The organism is Bradyrhizobium sp. JYMT SZCCT0180, from assembly GCF_018130165.1.
Lineage (GTDB): Bacteria > Pseudomonadota > Alphaproteobacteria > Rhizobiales > Xanthobacteraceae > Bradyrhizobium.
The window spans coordinates 99,069-116,892 of record NZ_JAFCLZ010000001.1 but is presented as its reverse complement, the minus strand read 5'-3'; the positions used below and the strand labels follow the sequence as shown (position 1 = coordinate 116,892).

18 protein-coding genes are annotated in these 17,824 nt (G+C 63.2%); 10 read left to right on the top strand and 8 right to left on the bottom strand.

Translation table 11 applies throughout. The features are described from left to right. Nucleotides 1–193 precede the first annotated feature (193 nt). The 3 genes from JQ641_RS00540 (at nucleotide 194) to JQ641_RS00530 (ending at nucleotide 3,088) form a co-directional block, all read left to right on the top strand. A complete protein-coding gene (locus JQ641_RS00540; protein ID WP_211993761.1) occupies nucleotides 194–1,048 on the top strand; it encodes a hypothetical protein in 855 nt (284 codons plus the stop codon). Nucleotides 1,049–1,091: 43 nt separating this feature from the next. Further along, a complete protein-coding gene (locus JQ641_RS00535) occupies nucleotides 1,092–2,000 on the top strand; it encodes a LysR family transcriptional regulator (protein ID WP_211993759.1) in 909 nt (302 codons plus the stop codon). Between the two features lie 98 nt (nucleotides 2,001–2,098). After that, entirely contained in the window at nucleotides 2,099–3,088 is a 990-nt protein-coding gene (locus tag JQ641_RS00530; RefSeq protein ID WP_211993757.1) for a Bug family tripartite tricarboxylate transporter substrate binding protein, read from the top strand. Nucleotides 3,089–3,097: 9 nt separating this feature from the next. On the opposite strand, the gene JQ641_RS00525 is transcribed toward JQ641_RS00530, so the two are convergent. After that, on the bottom strand, nucleotides 3,098–5,962 hold the full coding sequence (locus tag JQ641_RS00525; RefSeq protein WP_211993755.1) for an autotransporter outer membrane beta-barrel domain-containing protein: 2,865 nt from the start codon (nucleotides 5,960–5,962) through the stop codon (nucleotides 3,098–3,100). 185 nt (nucleotides 5,963–6,147) lie between these two features. On the opposite strand from JQ641_RS00525, the gene JQ641_RS00520 reads away from it, so the two are divergent. After that, complete coding sequence (locus tag JQ641_RS00520) at nucleotides 6,148–7,227, top strand: helix-turn-helix transcriptional regulator (RefSeq protein WP_249150120.1); 1,080 nt, start codon at nucleotides 6,148–6,150, stop codon at nucleotides 7,225–7,227. A 226-nt stretch (nucleotides 7,228–7,453) separates the two neighbouring features. Next, the gene (locus JQ641_RS00515) at nucleotides 7,454–7,813 is read left to right on the top strand and encodes a hypothetical protein (RefSeq protein WP_211994255.1); all 360 of its coding nucleotides are present in this window, start codon (nucleotides 7,454–7,456) and stop codon (nucleotides 7,811–7,813) included. Here the strand turns inward: JQ641_RS00515 and JQ641_RS00510 are convergent. Genes JQ641_RS00510 through JQ641_RS00495 form a run of 4 tightly spaced genes read right to left on the bottom strand, consistent with a single transcriptional unit; the run spans nucleotide 7,810 to nucleotide 10,804 of the window. Then, complete coding sequence (locus JQ641_RS00510) at nucleotides 7,810–8,295, bottom strand: YbaK/EbsC family protein (protein ID WP_211993753.1); 486 nt, start codon at nucleotides 8,293–8,295, stop codon at nucleotides 7,810–7,812. The genes JQ641_RS00515 and JQ641_RS00510 overlap by 4 nt on opposite strands. Before the next feature lies 1 nt (nucleotide 8,296). After that, entirely contained in the window at nucleotides 8,297–9,043 is a 747-nt protein-coding gene (locus tag JQ641_RS00505) for a haloacid dehalogenase type II (RefSeq protein ID WP_211993748.1), read from the bottom strand. A gap of 5 nt (nucleotides 9,044–9,048) precedes the next feature. Next, nucleotides 9,049–9,873, bottom strand: coding sequence for a dienelactone hydrolase family protein (locus tag JQ641_RS00500; protein WP_211993747.1), 825 nt, complete (start codon nucleotides 9,871–9,873; stop codon nucleotides 9,049–9,051). 46 nt (nucleotides 9,874–9,919) lie between these two features. Next, nucleotides 9,920–10,804 (bottom strand): amidohydrolase family protein, encoded by an 885-nt coding sequence (locus JQ641_RS00495; protein WP_192738974.1) that lies wholly within the window; start codon nucleotides 10,802–10,804, stop codon nucleotides 9,920–9,922. 119 nt (nucleotides 10,805–10,923) lie between these two features. On the opposite strand from JQ641_RS00495, the gene JQ641_RS00490 reads away from it, so the two are divergent. The 3 genes from JQ641_RS00490 (at nucleotide 10,924) to JQ641_RS00480 (ending at nucleotide 13,268) form a co-directional block, all read left to right on the top strand. Next, nucleotides 10,924–11,400: a MaoC family dehydratase gene (locus tag JQ641_RS00490; protein WP_211993746.1), complete on the top strand. Its 477-nt coding sequence runs from the start codon at nucleotides 10,924–10,926 to the stop codon at nucleotides 11,398–11,400. A 13-nt stretch (nucleotides 11,401–11,413) separates the two neighbouring features. Beyond that, entirely contained in the window at nucleotides 11,414–11,848 is a 435-nt protein-coding gene (locus JQ641_RS00485) for a MaoC family dehydratase (RefSeq protein WP_211993745.1), read from the top strand. A gap of 508 nt (nucleotides 11,849–12,356) precedes the next feature. Next, a complete protein-coding gene (locus JQ641_RS00480) occupies nucleotides 12,357–13,268 on the top strand; it encodes a LysR family transcriptional regulator (RefSeq protein WP_211993743.1) in 912 nt (303 codons plus the stop codon). 268 nt (nucleotides 13,269–13,536) lie between these two features. Here the strand turns inward: JQ641_RS00480 and JQ641_RS00475 are convergent, their stop codons facing one another. From JQ641_RS00475 to JQ641_RS00465, 3 genes are all read right to left on the bottom strand, one after another. Next, the gene (locus JQ641_RS00475; protein WP_211993741.1) at nucleotides 13,537–13,725 is read right to left on the bottom strand and encodes a hypothetical protein; all 189 of its coding nucleotides are present in this window, start codon (nucleotides 13,723–13,725) and stop codon (nucleotides 13,537–13,539) included. Nucleotides 13,726–14,447: 722 nt separating this feature from the next. Then, complete coding sequence (locus JQ641_RS00470; RefSeq protein WP_192738968.1) at nucleotides 14,448–14,615, bottom strand: hypothetical protein; 168 nt, start codon at nucleotides 14,613–14,615, stop codon at nucleotides 14,448–14,450. A gap of 353 nt (nucleotides 14,616–14,968) precedes the next feature. Next, nucleotides 14,969–15,514, bottom strand: coding sequence for a MarR family winged helix-turn-helix transcriptional regulator (locus JQ641_RS00465; RefSeq protein ID WP_249150119.1), 546 nt, complete (start codon nucleotides 15,512–15,514; stop codon nucleotides 14,969–14,971). 88 nt (nucleotides 15,515–15,602) lie between these two features. On the opposite strand from JQ641_RS00465, the gene JQ641_RS00460 reads away from it, so the two are divergent. After that, a complete protein-coding gene (locus JQ641_RS00460; RefSeq protein ID WP_211993739.1) occupies nucleotides 15,603–16,550 on the top strand; it encodes an alpha/beta fold hydrolase in 948 nt (315 codons plus the stop codon). Between the two features lie 53 nt (nucleotides 16,551–16,603). Next, on the top strand, nucleotides 16,604–17,818 hold the full coding sequence (locus JQ641_RS00455; RefSeq protein WP_211993737.1) for an ABC transporter substrate-binding protein: 1,215 nt from the start codon (nucleotides 16,604–16,606) through the stop codon (nucleotides 17,816–17,818). The last annotated feature ends 6 nt before the right edge of the window (nucleotides 17,819–17,824 follow it).

Genomic DNA, 17,824 nt, shown 5'->3' with positions numbered 1-17,824 from the left:
GTGGTATATAAATAGAAACTATCGAAACATATTGTTTCTATTTGTGGGCTAATGGAAATGCCGCCCGTGCCGGACATCCATTATTTTCGGCCGCGCAAACAACGGAATCGGTCTCTTGGACCGAACCGCCGGGCGGCTTGCCCAGACTGATGCCAGTCACTCGGGCGCGAGGCGCCGTATGGAGGAGTTACGCATGAACGCCGTTCGCCGCGGAGTATTGGGATTGATGGGAGCGCTGCTGGTGGCAGGACCGTCAGACGCCGGTGGCCGGAAGCCGGCCTCGTCCGGTCAGGATGCCGCTGCGAAAGCGCGGCGATTGGCGGTGAAACCCCGCCACGTTCTTTGTTTCCTTGGCGGTGCGAACGGCCTGGCGAAGCTGTCGGACGCGGCTTCAATGGCCATCCGCGATTTCGCCACCGGCTTCAGCATCGATCACACCTATTCCCAGGACAAGCCGGATCCGCGCATGAGCCGTTCGTTTGGGGTTTCGTGGGATCGCGTGCATCCCAATGCCCGCTCCAGCGCCGATGAGGACGCGGTGGAAAATCACCAATCGGTGCTGTACGTGCTGGGCCCGCCGATGACGTCGGAAACCGCCATGGTCGTTTCCACCGGTGCCTTGATGCTGGTCCATCAGGTCATCAAGGCAGGGGCTACCGCCGTCAAGGGCGAGAGCGCCGGTGTCGCGCACGGCCTCGTCAGGTGGAACGAACTCATCCTTCAGGCCAGTGCGGCACTGAAATCCGATGATGACTTCGCGTTGCGACGCGTTTGTCGCCTGGCATTTGCCAAGCGGCCGCTGGCCTCGGACGATTATCTGGAAAGCGTCGGTTTTCACCTGGCAGGATTGCCCGAAGTGTTTGTGCCGAAGTCCCATGGCAGTGAACGCGAAGCCGTCGCGACCATGGATGCGGTCGCTGACGAGATCGCGCGGCAAGGACTGGAGGCAACGCTTAAGTCGCGCCGCGCCAAACTGTCCTTCGAGTCCGATTACGCGGAGGGTGATTTCAAATTCAATCTCTATGGTATCGTGAAGCTCGCATCCTGATTTCGGGCGAGGCCCGATGATTCCAATCTGACAGGCGGGCCGAATGGCGAAACTTCCGGATTTCGAAGCGCTCGCGATTTTCGCGAAGGTCGTGGAATTGCGGTCGTTTGCGGCCGCTTCGACCGAACTCGCGCTGTCCAAGGCCACGGTGTCGAAGGCGGTGAGCCGGCTCGAACAACGTCTCGGCGCGCGGCTGTTCAACCGCACCTCGCGGCGGCTGGCGTTGACCGACGCCGGCCAAAAGCTCGCCGAGCGCGCGACGCAGCTCCTGGTCGATGGTGAAGCGGCCGAGAACGAGGCGCTGTCGCAATCGACGGCGCCGCGCGGGCTGGTGCGGCTCGCGGTGCCGATGACGTTCGGGGTCAAGGCGGTGGCGCCGCTATTGCCGGAATTCCTGAGCCAGTATCCGGAAGTCTCGATCGACCTGCACTTAAGCGATGCGACGGTGGATTTGATCGGCGAGGGCTTCGATGCCGGCCTGCGCATCGCGCGGCTGCCTGATTCCTCGCTGATCGCGCGGCGGCTCTGCGCGATGCCGCGCTACACGGTGGCGGCGCCGTCCTATCTCAAGCGCCACGGCCGGCCGACGCATCCGATGCATCTCTCCCAGCACAAATGTTTCGGCTACGCCTATCTCTCGACGCAAGGCGTCTGGCACTACACCAACGCCGCCGGCGAGCAGGCCAGCGTGCGCCCGGCCGGGCAACTGCGCGTCAACAATGGCGAGGCGGTGTTGCCGTCGGTGATTGCAGGGCTCGGCATCGCCGATCTGCCCGACTTCATCGTCGGCGATGCGATCGCCTCCGGCGAGGTCGAGGTGATCCTCAAGGGCTGGAAGCAACCGGAAGGCGCGGTGCATCTGGTAACCCCGCCCGGCGGCCCGCGCCCCGCCCGCGTCGAGGTGCTGGCGGAGTTTCTGATGAAGCATTTCGCCAAGGGGAAGAAGAAGTAGTTCCGAGACGGCGCGACGAACGGCGCCTTTGCCCAGGGCACGGTGTTTCGGCTAGGCTACCTCCAACAACCAAAACAAGAACTCCGGGGGAAATGCCAATGAATCGCCGCGAACTTCTCAAAACCGCTGCCGTGCTGCCGCTCGCGCAATCTGCGCTCGCTAACACGGCCTTCGCGCAAGCCGCGTACCCCTCGCGCAACATCACCATGATCGTGCCGTTTCCGCCCGGCGGCCAGGCTGATCTGGCGGCGCGGCCGGTGGCGCAGGCGCTGGAGAAAATCCTCGGCAAGCCTGTGCTCGTCGACAACCGCGCCGGCGGCGGCGGCGGATCGGTCGGTAATGCGGCGGCGGCGCGCGCCGAGCCCGACGGCTACACATTGTTGATGACGCTGTCGTCGCTGGCGGTGCTGCCGGAAGCCGACCGGCTGTTCGAGCGGCCGGTGGCCTACGAAGTATCGCAATTCGCGCCGGTCGCGCGCGTGCTGGCCGACCCCACGCTGCTGGCGGTGCCGGCCTCGGCGCCATGGAAGACGCTGCAGGATTTCGTCGATGACGCCAAAAAGCGCCCCGGCCAGATCCCCTACGGCTCGTCGGGCCCCTACGGCACGCTGCATGTCGCGATGGAAATGTTCGCCGCGAGCGCCGGCATCAAGCTGCTGCACGTGCCGTTCCGCGGCGCCGCACCCGCGCTGACCGCGCTGCTCAGCGGCACGGTGCAGGCGGTAGCCTCTGCGCCGGGCACGCTGAAGCAGCAGGTCGACGACGGCAAGATGCGCGTGCTCGCGAATTGGGGCGCATCACGCATCGCGAGCTTTCCCGATCTGCCGACCTTCCAGGAGCTTGGCTACAAGGACGTCGAGTTCTACATCTGGGCGGGATTGTTCGCGCAGAGCGCGTTGCCGGCGCCGATCATGACGCAGTTGCGCGGCGCGATGGCCCAGGCGGTGAAGGCGCCCGAGGTGATCAGGACCTTCGAGACCGCGGGCAGCCCGGTCGCCTACATGGACGCGCCGGAATTTGCAAAGTTCGTCGCCGACGACAGCGCGCGGCTGGTCGCCGCGGTGAAGAAGATCGGCAAGGTGGAGTAGGGGCCTGCCTCAGAATTCGCTGCGGATTGCGCCCCGCAATGTGTGCCGGTCGAGGCCCGGCGCGAACGCGCCCTCGTAGGAGGCCTTGAACGACGTCGTCGCCGTCAGATCCCACCGCGCCTCGAGGCCGGTGAGCGCCGTGGTACGGGCGCGTTCGACGCCGGCGATCGCGAATTGGATTCCCGGCGCGCCTTCGAAGGCCGCAAGCATGCCTGGCGCGTTGCCGGAGAATTCATGGCGCGCGCCGACCGTGACGCCGAACTGCGCCGGAAGGCCATTGGCCATCACGGTCTGATGCATCAGGCGCAGGCCCGCGGTGCCGAACAGCGCGTCGAAGTTGCCGGCCTGTACAATCTGGTTGACGCCGGGGGCGCCGGTTTCGCTGAAGCCGTTTTGCCGCGTCGCGTACCAGTCGAGGTTGGCAAAGGGCTCGGCCTTGAAGCCGCCGAACTGGAACGGCCGAGCGATGCCGAACGTGGCGGCAAACGTGTTGGCGCGGGACTGGCCGGTGGCGGTTTCTCCCAGGAACGCGATCGTGCGCGAGGATTCGAGCGCCGCGAGGGAATAGCTGATGGCCGATGCGACGTTGAATCCGTAGCTCTCGCCGCGTGCGTAGAACCCGGCGTGGCCGGCATTGGCGTCGATCCGGTCGGCGCGACTTGCCGACCGGATCTTACCGGTCGATGCGCCGACTGCGAGGCCGACTGTGGCACCGGGGCTGTTCCACAGATCGACACCGAGCGCGGCGCCGCCGATGCTGGTGTTGGTGCCGTAGGCGATGTCGGTCGTCGCTACCTTGTCCCAATTGCCATAGCCGCCGAACCACACGCTCTGCACTGGCGCGGCGCGGCGCGCTCGAAGCGCCTTGCTGATCGGGTCGTTAGGCTCCGGCGCGTAGGACGAGGCCGACATCCGCACGGTCTCGCCGCGCGACTGGGTACCGGCGTTCCACATGAAGTTCTGGAAGGCGCCGGCTTGATCGGTGATGAAACGGCGCCCGTCGGCGTGAATCTGTCCGGCGAGATCGTCGAGGCCGGCCTTGATACCGGGCGTGTTGAGCGCGGCAAGCGTGTTGATGGCGGTGGAGAGTGGCCCGGACACGCCGCCGAGCTGTGCCGTGTCCAGCGCGCCAGCCACGGCGGCCTGGTTCGGCGTCAAACCAGACATCGACAGCGACAGCGTTCCGAAGCCTGCGATCTGCTGCAGCGTGAAATACGCATTGTTGGCGTCGTAGCTGAGCTGCCCTGAAACCAGCGGCGCGTTCAGCGGCGCCAGCGATGCGAAGGTGCCGGTGACGCCGCCGGCCGCGGTGACGATCGTGTACTGCGTGTTGGCGAGAAAACCGGTGCCGAGCGGCACGATCTGCACGGTGCCGCCATTGAGGGTCGCAGTGCCGATCGCCGCGATCTTGTCGGATTGTCCGGCGGCGTTGATTTCGACCTGGTAGGTCGAGCCGGCGTTGAAGGTGACGTTGCCGTTGACGTTGGTGGTGCCGATCGAATTGCCAGGCGCGACGGTGCCGCCATTGTTGACGACGAGGCCGCCGACCGTGCCGGTGCCGCCGAGATAGCCGCCATTGACCGTGACGACCGATGGCAATGTGCCGTTTACGATCAGGCCGCCGGCTTCCACCGTCGTCGCGCCGTTGAAGGCGGTGGTGCCGGTCAGCGTCCAGACCGAGGTGCCGGTCTTTTGCAGCAGTTCGAATTCCCGATATTGCTGGCCGGCGCCGAGACTATTGAGGTTGAACGTGGCGCTTCCGGTGCCGCCAAATCCCAGCGTGTCGGTTCCGTTGCCGCCATGGACCCATCCGTTGATGATTGATCCCGGCGCCAGCGTCAGAGAATCCGCGCCGTCATTGAGGCTGATGGCGATCGAGTTAGCCGTGATCGTTCCGGAATTGAAGACGGTATCGGTGCCGTTCGAGCCGCTGATCGCGGGGTTGTTGGTGCCGGTGATGACGCCCGCGTTGTTCAACGTGTTTCCACCAGCGCCAAATAACACGGCAGTGTTTCCGCCCTGGACCGTGCCGGTCGAAAGAATGTTGATGATGTTCCCTGTCGATGTACCAGTGACATCTATGCCAACGCTGCCCAGGTTGGGGGCAGCGATCGCACCACCGAGATTGAGGGTGTTGTTGTTCGCATTCGTTAAGGTAACCATCGAGGCGCCAAGCAAGGAACTCTGCACCGATGATCCGGCGGCCATCGAGATCGTATTGTTGTTCGAACCGTCCGCAAAGTGAAAGCCTGCGTTGAGCGCGGCAGTTGCTCCGACCGTAAATTGCCCGCCGGTTACGTAGGCAGTGTAGACCGCCGATCCTGCCGCGTTCACCGTGCCGTTGATCGTCAAATTGAGGCCGGTGAGTGAGTCGCCAACAGTGCCGAACAAACGTATCGCGGGGGCGCCGCCAAGGGCATCGACAAGCCCTCCAGCCGTGATGCTGATCGTGGCATTGTCGCTGGCCGCTGACAGAAAAATGGCGTTATTACCGTTCGAAACAAGCTGCGCGTTGTTGGTGATCGTTACGGCTGCCCCCGGTGAAGCGTCGAGGTGAATGCCCAGCGCGCCTGCCGTCGGAGTGACGGTCGTAGCCGTGGCGCCATCCCCGATGTTGACCGTGACGCCAGCGCTGCCTGAGGCATGGATTGTGTTGGTATTGCCCGCACCCGTGCAGGTCGCCACGTCGCCGGAGTCGAGCGCGCCGATGGTACCGGTGCCGGCCACCGTGCAGGCGGCGCGCGCCGGGCCGGGTGCCAGCGCAAGCAGTCCCCCAAACATGAGCGGCGCCAGCGCGGTGCTGACGAGCAGCCTGTTGCGCAAGTCTTTCGGCTTCACGGCGTTTCGGGCGCGGGCCTGTATTCCGGTTGGCATCGACGATTCCTTCGTTGCAGCATCCGAACTGCTAGCGGGAACGTCGTGGCGCTTCTTGGAGCCGAGCGAAACGCATTGTGGCCGAAAGCGCAGGGCGGCGGTTTGTGCCGGCCTGTTGCGGCGCTGCCACGGACGGCGGACCGACGGCGCGACGGGTTGCCGCACCAATTGGACTACAGCGCAAATTGTCATGGCCTGGCGCGCAATTGTGCTGGAAGACGTTGCGCCGGGCCGCCAACGCGATATTGGTGTTCCGTTACACGAGCCTGGAGACGCGCGCGCTTATGGCGGCCGACAGCCAATCGACCCGCGGCGCGCCGCGCCTCGGCTATGCCGGCGACCCGCATGGGCCAACCTATGACGCCTGGCGGGAGGAGTTTTGCCGCCGCGTGATGTGCGGCGATGTGGCGCCACTCGCCGCCGGGCCCGTGCGATGCGACGTGACCGCGGTGCCGCTGCCGGGCCTGATGATGTCGGGGGCCGCAGGCTCGCCGATGCAATTTGTCGCGACCGGCGCCGACCGCGACAGCGCGCTCGCCTTCGTGCTGGCCACGGCCGCGCCGATGCGCATCAAGGTCGGCGGCCGGTCGGTCGACCTCGAACCGATGGGTACCGGCCTTGCCGATGCGGCCCATGAAGGCGCCGACGTCTCGCAACTGGCCGAAGGGCGCTTCAAGTCACTGTTCATCGAACGTCGGACGCTGCTCGCTCATTGTCCCGATGCGGAAGATCGCATTGCGCGGCCGCTCGCGCAAAACCCCGCGCTCGCGGCGATGCTGCACCAATATTATGACCTCGTGCTTCAGCATGCCCCGGGTCTCGACGCACTGGCGCAGAGCGCCGTCTCGCAGCATCTTCTGGACCTGGTGGTCCTGATGCTGGGGACAGGGCGCGACGAGACCGAACTCGCAAAAGACCGCGGCCTTGCGGCGGCTCGGCTGGAAGCGATCAAGGCCGACATTCTGTCGCGCCTCGGCGACGGCAGGCTCACGCTCGCCGACCTCGCGCAGCGCCACCGCGCCAGCCCGCGCTCCATCCAGATGCTGTTCGAGCGCGCTGGTACCACGTTTTCGGAATTCGTGCTGGAGCAGCGGCTGATGCGCGCGGTGCGGCTGCTGCGCGATCCGATGCGCCGGGTGAGCAAGATCAGCGATATCGCCTATCTCTCCGGCTTCAACGATGTCTCGTATTTTCACCGGTCGTTTCGTCGGCGTTTTGGCATGACGCCTCTGGACGCGAAAATGCGGCGCCCGGAGAACGAGTAGCTCCACGCGGCGATGCGACGTCGTTCGGGCGGGCGCTCATGGCGCGCTTCGCGAGGCGATGGCGCTGAAGATCGGCAAGGAAGATCGGCAAGGCGGAGCAGGGAACTCCATTCACATTTTCTTGTCTGCGCGAACGTTGCTTGGCCGCATTCGTTTGACAGCTTTCGTCCCGACGCCGCGCGGAACCTCCGCGTTATCTCTGGAATCGAACGAAGGGGACCCATCCATGCGCACGCAGCGGATTGTCCTGAGCCTTGCGATCGCCGCCGGCATTGCGGCCGTTATCGCCCCCGCGTCATCTCAAGAGTACAGAGGAACCTGGGAACAACAGATGGCCTGCACGCCCGACGTATGGCGTCTCTGCAGTGATCAGGTTCCGGATGTCAGCCGGATCGTGACGTGTTTGCGGCAGAACACGCCGCAACTGTCAAACAATTGCCGCGCCGTGTTCGAGTCGCAGGCGAATGCGCAACAGCCATCGGCCGGCCGGGCGCCACAGCAGCAAATGGCGCCGCGCGGCCGCGCAGCACCACTGGTACAGCCCCAGCCGTTGCCGCCGAGACCCTACTATCAAGACGACGATTAGGCCGTCGCTTGGCTTTCGGTTCTGACCTCGCAGACATCGACCCATTCGGCCGAGGTCAGTTCCGCCATGCGCGCGGGTGTGATGCGCACCGCGCTGTGCGTCGAGCCCGCCGCCGGAACCACGATATCGAACGCCTTTAGCGACACATCGCAATAGACCGGCAGCGGCGTCTTCAATCCGAACGGACAGACCCCGCCGACTTCATGGCCGGTGATCTCGGCGACCTCGTCGAGCCCGAGCATCTTCGGCTTGCCCCCGAACAGCGCCTTCACCTTCTTGTTGTCCATCCGCGAGGTGCCGGCGGCTACGATCAACACCACGCGTTCGCCGATCCGCAGGGAAAGCGTCTTGGCGATCCGCGCCGGCTCGACGCCATAGGCTTCGGCGGCCAGCGTCACGGTAGCTGAACTCATCGATGATTCGATCACGGTAATGTCGGGCGCCTTCTCGGCGAAGAAGGCGCGAACGGAGGCAAGACTCATTTCAGGACCTTTGGGCAGACACCAGGGCGGGAAGCTCGGCGAGACCATGGATGCGATGATCGGGCGCAACGCCGAGCTCGTCCATCTGGGTGCGCAATATCTTGAACATCGTCAAGGGCGGCAGCGTCTCGCTTTCGAGACAGGCCAGCGCCATCGCTTCCGGCGTCACCCGCTCGATCCAGGCGACGTTGAGCCCGAACGCCTTGGCGCCGCAGACGTCCCATGGATTAGATGAGATGAACAGTACCTCGGCGGGCGGCACATGCAGTAGTTCCTCAATCAGCATGTACGCTTCGGGACTGGGCTTGAAGGTCTTCCTGGCGTCGACGCTGATGACCGCATCGAGCACGCGGTCGAGCCCGCTGTTGCACACCAGTCCCTCGAGCATGTCGGGGCTGCCGTTGGAGAGAATCGCGAGCTTGCGATCCTTTATCGCCGACAATGCCGCAAGCGCGTCCGGATAGAGATCGAGATGCAGATATTTGTCGATGATGCGCGCGAAGGTGTCGTCGCCATACTTGAGCCCGAGGCTGGCAAGCGTGTAGGCCAGCGAGTCGCGCGTCACTTCGGAGAAATCCTCATAGCGTCGCATCAGCGAGCGCAGCCAGGTATATTCCAGCTGCTTGATGCGCCAGACCTGCGTGATGATCTCGCCATAGCCGGGAAACGCGTCCTCGGTGATATCTGCCACCGACTGGACATCGTAGAGCGTGCCATAGGCATCGAACACGACGGCTTTGATATTCACGTGACTTACTCTCTCCTGCCAATCGTTGCGTCGAGGAATTCGCGGAGCGCGACGATCGATTGGTCCGTTGCTGTCTGGTTGAATTCGAGACGGTGCCCCGAAAGCTTGGCCGGTGTCGTGACGTTGGGTGCGTCAAAGGCGTGATAGGCGTCGGGATAGACGATGAGTTTGATCGGCGTGCCCCGATCCTTCTGCCTTGAGATCCCCAAGGCGTCCCGGCCGTCCACCATGTTGCGGCACTCTTCGGCAGGTGTCAGGTCATCGCGTTCGCCGATCAGGATCAGCGTGGGCACCGTCATGGCGCCCTTGAAACTACGGCAGGGCGGATAGAAGGCGATGGCGGCATGAAACTTGTTTGGCGAAGCCTGTTCCAGGAAGCCGTGCTCGACGGACGTGAGAGCAACCCGACCGCCATTGGCAAAACCCAGCACCGCAACACGCGCAGGATCGACCGATGGATGGCGCACCAGAAACTTCAGAGCCCGGTAGGCATCCAGGATCAGATCCTGCGGGGGATGTTCGCCGCAGTTCTTCAGGCCGCGCGGGCCGAAGCTGTCGACGGTGAGCGTCACATAGCCCCAGGATGCGATCCGCTTTCCCCAGCGCGCGTCCAGCCGCCCCCAATTCCCGTAGCAGCTATGCAGCAACACGACGGCGGGCGAGGGGCTCACGCTGCTTGTTTGCCGCAGGTAACCCTGCAGCGGATGCGAACTGGCGAGCGGGCTCTCGATCTCGACGGCGATCGGCGGCGATTCAGCTGCGAAGCATTGAACGATGCTTGCCGTCGAGATCGCGGTGACGAGGACAGCGATTTTGGCAAGTTGGGTCACTGGCCACCATCTCGTTCAACCGTCCGCCTGCGAAGCGAACGCCCCTTTATATACCCAAAATCTTCCGCGCGTTGGCCTTCAGGACCTTGGGCCGGATCTCGTCGCGGATGTCGAGCTTGGCAAAATCCGCCAGCCAGCGGTCCGGCGTGATCACAGGCCAGTCGGAGCCGAACAGCATCTTGTCCTGCAGGATCGAGTTGATGTAGCGCACCAGGATCGGCGGGAAATATTTCGGCGACCATCCGGAGAGGTCGATATAGACGTTCGGCTTGTGGGTCGCGACCGACAGCGCCTCTTCCTGCCAGGGAAACGACGGGTGAGCGAGGATGATCTTCAGGTCGGGAAAATCAGCCGCGACGTCGTCCATGTACATCGGGTTGGAATATTTCAGCCGCATCCCCATGCCGCCGGGCATGCCGGAGCCGACGCCGGTCTGGCCGGTGTGGAACAGCGCGATCGCGCCGCCCTCGTTGATCGCCTCATAGAGCGGGTAGGCCATGCGGTCGTTGGCATAGAAGCCCTGCATGGTCGGGTGGAATTTGAAGCCGCGGACGCCGTATTCCTCGATCAGCTTGCGCGCCTCGCGCACGCCGAGCTTGCCCTTGTGGGGATCGATGCTGACGAACGGGATCAGGACGTCGAGATGGTCGGAGGCGACTTCCAGCATCTCGTAATTGTTGTAGCGGCGGAAACCGGTCTCGCGCTCGGCGTCGACCGGGAAGATCACGGCCGCGATTTTCTTGGAGCGGTAATAGGCCGCGGTTTCCGGCACCGTCGGTGGGTGCTTGTGCGGCGACTTGAAATAGTCGGCCATCTGCGCCTGGAAATCGTCATAGCCGTCGTCGCCGTGCATGCCGCAGGGCTCTTCGGCGTGGGTGTGGATGTCGATCGCCACGACGTCGTCGATATTGGGCAGCTTGAGCTTGGCCATTTGGGGTTCCCGGTGGCTTGATTTTTCGGTCTGGGAAATTGATTATACTATATAACAAATTCCGCAAGGCGGCAGAATCAAAGATCGCGGAAAAACAGGCAAGAAACGAGGAGGATGGCATGGCTCAGGCGGAAGCCTTCGAGACCGATTTCTGGAAAGACGCCAATTTGCGCAAGGCCTGGGACGACATCGTGCCGGGCGCGCCGCGCAAGACCATCCCCTACACGCTGACCAAAGAGGCGATCGAGCTGTACTGCAGATCGGTCGGCGAGGATCACCCGATCTATTTCGACGAGGCCTACGCGAAAACCACCCGCTATGGCGGGCTGATCGCGCCGCCCTCGATCCACATCCTGCTGATGTTTTCCTGTACGCCGGCGGACGACTGGATGCGCTCGCCCGGCACCGTCAACGCCGGGCAATCCTGGAGCTACAACATTCCGGCGCGGCCGAACGACGTCATCACATTGCAGGCCCGCGCGCTCGACAAGTTCATCAAGCGCGAGCGTCTGTTCGTGGTGCACGACAACGTCTTCTTCAACCAGCATGGCGACGTGATCTGTTCCGGCCGTGGCTGGACCATCCGGCCCGAATGAGCGGAGAGCGATCATGACGACCAGCTTCGAAAACCTGAATGCCGGCGATGCCATCGACGGACCGAAATTCGCGGTGTCACGCGAATCGATCCGGCTGTTTTGCGATGCCTCGCTCGACTACAACCCGCTGCATCTCGACGACGACTACATGAAGGGTAATTTCGGCAAGACCAATTTCGGCGGCATCATCATGCATGGCATGAACAATTTCGGGTTGATCTCGCGGATGCTGACCGACTGGGCCTATCCGGCGGGCGCCATCCACCGGAGGCTGGAAACCCGCTGGGTCAAGCCGGTGAAGCCCGGCGACACCATCCAGCCGACGGGGATCGTCAAGTCGAAGCAGGTGACCAAGAACTCGCGCTGGGTGCTGATCGACGTCATGGTGCGCAACCAGGCGGGCGAGAAGGTCGCGACCGGCGAGGCGATGGTCGAGTTTCCGAACTAAAGCGGGATGTGATCAGGTCGCGAACCATAAATCTTCTCGGCGGGCGGCTTGTGCCGCGCTTGAGGTCGTTGCGGCTAGATCGGCGCACTCGGCGGGTCCGTTATGGTCACCCTACCGAGGCGATAATGCGCACCGGTCCCAGCGGGCGGCGTCCGCCGGAAGCGATCGGTGCGTGCGCTCCTGGCAGGTTCGGGCGGTAGTCGAGCGCGATGACTCCAATTTGGACGAGATGCCCGGCGACCGGTCTGTGATCTGAACCTGTTTCATATCGATCAACGGGACAAGGGCCGGAGCTGGAAAATATTGGGTGGATCGGCTCCTCCGGGCTCCGTGGCTTCGGCAACAAGCTGAGGAAGCCCACACAATATCCGAACAGCTCCAACGCATATTGTTTCATGGCGGCCTCCGCGCAGGACGGCGTCTCTCCGCTCAGCATGATGCGTTGCGCGGGACTCACAATGCGGAAGGCGCTAAGGTAGCCTCAGGCTAGGCTGAAGGCTCCGATCCTATGGCTGAGCGATTTGATCTCACTGACCTTCGCTTGTTCCTGCACGTGGCGGATGCCTCGAACATCACCCACGGGGCCCTTCGCGCCAACATGACTCTGGCTTCCGCCAGCGAGCGAATCCGCGACATGGAGGTCGATCTTGGCACGCCGCTGCTGGTGAGAAAGCGCCGAGGCGTCGAACTGACGGCGGCGGGAACGGCGCTCCTTCATCATGCCCGTCTTGTCATACAGCAGCTCGAGCACATGCGTGGAGAATTGAACGATTATGCGAAGGGACTGCGGGCGCAGATTCATGTTCGCTCCAACACGATGGGCATTTCGGTATTTCTCCCCGCGCGCCTGGCACGCTTTCTCTCGGCCCATCCGAACATCGACGTGGATCTGGAAGAGGGCAGAAGTCGCGACATTGTGAGGGCGGTTGCCGCTGGAAAAGTGGAAATCGGTATCGTTGCCGAGGGGCTCGAAGCCGCTGCCGAGCTTGAGACCATGCCAGTCGGCGAATACCGGTTTGTACTTGTCGTGCCGCTCAGGCATGAGCTCGCGCGCTGCCGTAAAATACCGTTCAAGGAAGTGCTTGATTACGATCTGGTGGGCCTTCGAGCTGAGACGGCCTGGCAGGACTTTCTGAATGAACAGGCAACGCGAGCCGGCAAGAGGCTGAAACTGCGTGTGCGGCTGGACGGTTTCGATTCAATTTGCCGCGTGGTTGAAAACCGGATCGGGCTTGCCATCGTTCCCGAACCTGTTGCCCGGCGCTGGACCAGCAAGCTGCGCATCATTCCGCTGGACGAAGTCTGGGCTCTCCGCCACCTCACCCTGTGCGTGCGAAAGCTGGCATCGCTGTCTCCGCATGCGCAAAATCTCGTGAAATACCTGGCGAAATCTCCCCCCGCTCGAAAGCCTGTCCCCTGACGGCGCCATACCGCGTTCCGACAGATTGCAGAAGCCTGCGGGCCGGCATGCCGTGATGGTGTGATGAAACAGGATTTGGCGCCGGTCGTCGGAGCTGTCGGCTTCGCGGCGCAACAGCGTTTTCTTCTCGAGCGCGATGATGCCGTGTCGGATCTCCGCCTGTGGCCAAGGCAATCTGGCTGCTGGCTAGACCGGCTTGGTCGAGACCATCCGCCCCAGGTCGGTCACGCCGACCGGGGGCGACTTTTGGTCGAGGTGACCGTTTCACTCACAGCCGAATTGTCGGGACTTCGATTGCGCCGCGATAGTTGCTCTCCATCAGCTGCTTCTGAGCGATCATGAAGTCGGCCCTGACGCCAAAGCCAGTCGGATGCAGATGGATATATCCGCCTCCCGTGACGGCGGCGAGGTCGTTCTCGGTGAGGTCGCGAAGATCGTTCCGATTCCCGTTAGACATGGCACATTCTCCCTCTAGCTCGACCGGCGCGATCATTCGCCCCGTTCCGTCGATGCCGGGAAAATGCCCCACCTTGCAATGATGCGCTGTTCCCCCGGTAACAGCCAATAGGTGACCAGCATCACACGCCGAGGTCTCCCGCGCCCTCGATCATTCGCACCCTGCTTCAGGAAGTCCTCAAGGCAACCTGCGCGTCCGTTCGAAGTCGGCGAGGCGCTGCCGGATCATTTCCTCCTCGCTCACGTCTTGCTTTGCTTGCCGAAGCGGCAGGAGCGTTGTGGTTGGAATCAGTGCTGGCGCGGCATTGTTGCGGACGTGACGGCAAACACAAAAAGAAAGGCCGCCTGCGTTGGCGCAAGCGGCCCAAGTCTAGGGAGGAAACGCCCAAAGAGGGCAGCGATAGCGCAAGGGGCGCTACCGCACCCCCCTAGCTAAGATGATCGCGATCGGCGGCTCAATTGGACGTAGGTAAGCGTCGGGTATCCCAACGGGTCGCTGAACTATACGAAGGTTTATGGCGCTCGCCCTTAAAGCCGACCGCTTCCGCAAGGGGGTCAAAACCGCCGTTCTGTCGGTCTGACATAGCGGATGCAGTCTTGCACAACGAAAAACCGCCCGAAGGCGGCTTCCAAATTCAAAACCTGAAACAGTCAAACGACCATCAGTACCAAGTCTGACTTCCGACGATTTCGATCGAGGTGCACGATGGCACCCTCGATCCGTCATCCACGAAGCTTGTCAATTACCTTCCGAGCCGATTCGTTATACTTTTCCGTTATTCTCGTACCGCCATTCACCGCGTCGAGTTCGGCGGTGGTCAGGTCTGCCGTTTCCAGGTCGGGAGCTTTGGTTGTTTTCGCTTCCTCGTTTTGCTTCCTGATCTTGGCCATGGCGGACCTCCGTTGTGTGACCGCAGGTCGAGCGAGACCACGGGTCGGTTTCGGGACGAGTTCGCAAGACATAGAAAACGACTTCATCCGGATTGCAGCATTGTTTCACGGCCCGGGCAATGGCTTATTTGATCTCCGGTGTGCGGAGGCGCAGCAAGTCCGTTTTAAGTCATTTGCGGAAGTCAGCGCCTGCATTGGCGAGGTCGCTCTGCTCCCAAAAACGGACGTCATCGGTTCGGCGGTCCGCGGCCGCCGTCCGCGTCCTAGAGCGTTTTCCAGCGAAGTGAATCTAGAGCCCCGTTCCGATTCAATCGAAACGGAAAAGGCTCTGGGTGCTGCACCGGCGCGCCGCCTTACAATTCACCGAGCGCCGCCCAGAGCGGCACATGGCCGGCGAGTTTGTCGAGCAGGCGTTCGAACGCCTTGCGCTCCGGCTGGGTCAGGCAGGCAAGCATGTTGCGCTCGCGCTCGCGCAGCGCCGGAATGTACTGCGCATAGAGCGCGCGGCCGGCCGGTGTGATGAACAGAATCTGGCGCCGGTTGTCGGTGCTGTCGGCTTCGCGGCGCAACAGCTTTTTCTTCTCGAGCGCGATGATCCCGCGGCTGATATTCGCCTTGAGGTGGCCGGTATATTCGCAGATGTCGCTTGCGGTCACGGCCTCGCGAAAATTCAGGAAGATCAGCGTGACGATCTCGGGGCGGGTCAGGCCGAACTCCATCTCGATCTTCCGGAATGAAGGCTCGCGGTAGAAGTTCAGCACGTAACCCATCTTGTAGGCGATCTTGATCTCGGTGCCGCCGAGCACGTCGGCGATCGCGCCGGCCGCACCCTGACGCGCGGTGCGGGCCGGTGCGGCCTTCGGTCTAGATAGTCTTATATGTGACTTTTTTAGTCTCATCTGTGACTTTCATCTTGCATCAGAATCGGTGCCACCTTAGCATCGCCGGACAACAAGAAAGATCAATGCGAGCGACAGGGAGGGTGGCATGGACGCCGTGCCGGCCCAGCGGGAATTCATGCCTGGGTCATGGGACAATGTGCCGCCTGCCTTCTACGCGGGAGCTGCGGCCCATCCCATCTATGTCGATCACGTCCGTCCGACTGAACGCGTGCCCCGCAAGGCGCCCGTCGTCATGGTGCATGGGGGCGGCCATACCGGCGCCTGCTATCTGGCGACGCCGGACTTGCGGCCGGGCTGGGCGCCGCGCTTCGCCGCCGCGGGCCGCAGCGTCTTTGTGCCTGACTGGCCGGGCCACGGCCGCTCGCCGATGGGGCCGGACTTTGCAAGGCTTGGCACGCAAGATGTCGCAAGCGCGCTGCTCGGACTTCTGGAGCGGGTCGGACCCGCGGTGCTGCTGGTGCATTCGGCCAGCGGACCGATGGCGTGGTGGATGGTGGAGCAGCGCCCCGATCTGGTGGTGGCGGTCGTCGCCATCGCGCCGGGACCGCCCGCGAACCTGCTTGCAGACCTGCCCGACGATCCAGCCGCCATTCTGCAGCTGCGCGACGACGCGCGCGCGGGCTGCCCGGTCTATTCCGAGGAAAACAGGCCGGTGTGGTTCGGCGCCGAATTCGCCGCCGCCTATTGGGCGAACGCGCCGCGCTTTCCGAGCCAAGCCTTCGAGAACTACCGCCGTTCGATCGTCCCGGAGAGCGCGCGCATCCTCAACGAGCGATTCAACATCGGCGGACGCGGCTTGAGGATCAGCGATCCGGCCAGTCTCAAGGAGCACCGGATTCTGATCGTGACCGGCGATCACGACGCGCGCCACCCCCGCGAGGTGGACGAGGCGACGGCCAGCTATCTCGGCGCGGAGTTCGTATGGCTGCCGGAGCGCGGCATCCGCGGCAACGGTCACATGATGATGATCGAGGACAACAGCGACGAACTCGCCGCGATGGTTCTCGACTGGCTCGACGTCAGCGGTTGCTGACGCAAACCGCCAGAAAAGACCACCAGAAAACGCTTACGGGGAGGAAATCCAGGATGAGGCTGAATGTACTCGGCGTTGCACTCCTGACCGCATTGCTGCCGGCCGCGGCGCAAGCCCAGATCAGCGGCGATGTCGTCAAGCTCGGCGTTCTCACCGATCTTGCCGGCGTGACGGCCGATATCACCGGCAAGGGATCGGTTGCTGCCGCCGAAATGGCGGTCGAGGAAATCGGCGGCACCGTGCTCGGCAAGCCCGTGCAGGTGATCTCGGCGGACCATCAGCACAAGGCCGACATCGGCCTCTCGATCGCGCGACGCTGGTTCGACGTGGAGGGCGTCGATGCGATCGTCGACGTGCCGAACTCGGGCGTCGCGCTCGCGGTGCAGAATGCGGCGCGCGAGAAGAAGCGGATCGCGCTTTATTCCGGCGCCGGCACCACCGCGCTCACCAACGAACAGTGCTCGCCTTACGGATTCCACTGGACCTATGACACCTACGCGGTGTCGCACGGGACGGCCTCGGCAGTTGTGAAGGCGGGCGGAACGTCCTGGTTTATCCTCGCCTCGGACTATGCATTCGGGCACCAGCTCCAGGCCGATGCGACCAAAGTGATCGAAGCCGCCGGCGGCAAGGTCGTGGGCGCGCTGCGCCATCCACTCAACACGGCGGATTTTTCCTCCTTTCTGCTTCGCGCGCAGTCCTCCGGCGCCAAGGTCATCGGCATCGCCAACGCGGGCAACGACACCACCAACACGATGAAGCAGGCCGGAGAGTTCGGACTAGTGCAGGGCGGTCAGAACCTCGCGGCGCTGATCTTCTTCCTTCAGGACGTCCATGCCCTCGGCTTGAAGGCGACACAGGGCACCTATCTCACCACCGCCTCCTACTGGGACACGAATGAAGCGACCCGCAGCTGGTCGAAGGCGTTCATGGCACGGACCGGGATGATGCCCTCGATGCTGCATGCCGGCGTCTACGGCGCGGTTCGCCACTATCTCAAGGCGGTCGCCAAGGCCGGCACCGACGATGCCGACAAGGTCGCCGCGGAGATGCGCACCATACCGGTCGAGGACGCCTTCTCGGAGAACGCGCAGATCCGCGACGATGGCCGCGTCACACGCACGATGTATCTCGCGCGGGTAAAGAAGCCCGAGGAATCCCGCTACCCTTGGGACTATCTCGAGATCGTTCGCTCGATTCCGCCCGAGGAGACGGTGTGGCCGCTGTCCGAGAGCAAGTGCGCGCTGGTCAAGAACCCGACCCGCTGAAGCCTC

Excerpts from the sequence above, each read along its gene's own strand:
- JQ641_RS00540 (WP_211993761.1), top strand. The coding sequence starts at position 194 with ATGAACGCCGTTCGCCGCGGAGTATTGGGATTGATGGGAGCGCTGCTG.
- JQ641_RS00535 (WP_211993759.1), top strand. The coding sequence starts at position 1,092 with ATGGCGAAACTTCCGGATTTCGAAGCGCTCGCGATTTTCGCGAAGGTC.
- JQ641_RS00530 (WP_211993757.1), top strand. The coding sequence starts at position 2,099 with ATGAATCGCCGCGAACTTCTCAAAACCGCTGCCGTGCTGCCGCTCGCG.
- JQ641_RS00525 (WP_211993755.1), bottom strand. The coding sequence starts at position 5,962 with ATGCCAACCGGAATACAGGCCCGCGCCCGAAACGCCGTGAAGCCGAAA.
- JQ641_RS00515 (WP_211994255.1), top strand. The coding sequence starts at position 7,454 with ATGCGCACGCAGCGGATTGTCCTGAGCCTTGCGATCGCCGCCGGCATT.
- JQ641_RS00510 (WP_211993753.1), bottom strand. The coding sequence starts at position 8,295 with ATGAGTCTTGCCTCCGTTCGCGCCTTCTTCGCCGAGAAGGCGCCCGAC.
- JQ641_RS00495 (WP_192738974.1), bottom strand. The coding sequence starts at position 10,804 with ATGGCCAAGCTCAAGCTGCCCAATATCGACGACGTCGTGGCGATCGAC.
- JQ641_RS00490 (WP_211993746.1), top strand. The coding sequence starts at position 10,924 with ATGGCTCAGGCGGAAGCCTTCGAGACCGATTTCTGGAAAGACGCCAAT.
- JQ641_RS00485 (WP_211993745.1), top strand. The coding sequence starts at position 11,414 with ATGACGACCAGCTTCGAAAACCTGAATGCCGGCGATGCCATCGACGGA.
- JQ641_RS00480 (WP_211993743.1), top strand. The coding sequence starts at position 12,357 with ATGGCTGAGCGATTTGATCTCACTGACCTTCGCTTGTTCCTGCACGTG.
- JQ641_RS00475 (WP_211993741.1), bottom strand. The coding sequence starts at position 13,725 with ATGTCTAACGGGAATCGGAACGATCTTCGCGACCTCACCGAGAACGAC.
- JQ641_RS00470 (WP_192738968.1), bottom strand. The coding sequence starts at position 14,615 with ATGGCCAAGATCAGGAAGCAAAACGAGGAAGCGAAAACAACCAAAGCT.
- JQ641_RS00465 (WP_249150119.1), bottom strand. The coding sequence starts at position 15,514 with ATGAGACTAAAAAAGTCACATATAAGACTATCTAGACCGAAGGCCGCA.
- JQ641_RS00460 (WP_211993739.1), top strand. The coding sequence starts at position 15,603 with ATGGACGCCGTGCCGGCCCAGCGGGAATTCATGCCTGGGTCATGGGAC.
- JQ641_RS00455 (WP_211993737.1), top strand. The coding sequence starts at position 16,604 with ATGAGGCTGAATGTACTCGGCGTTGCACTCCTGACCGCATTGCTGCCG.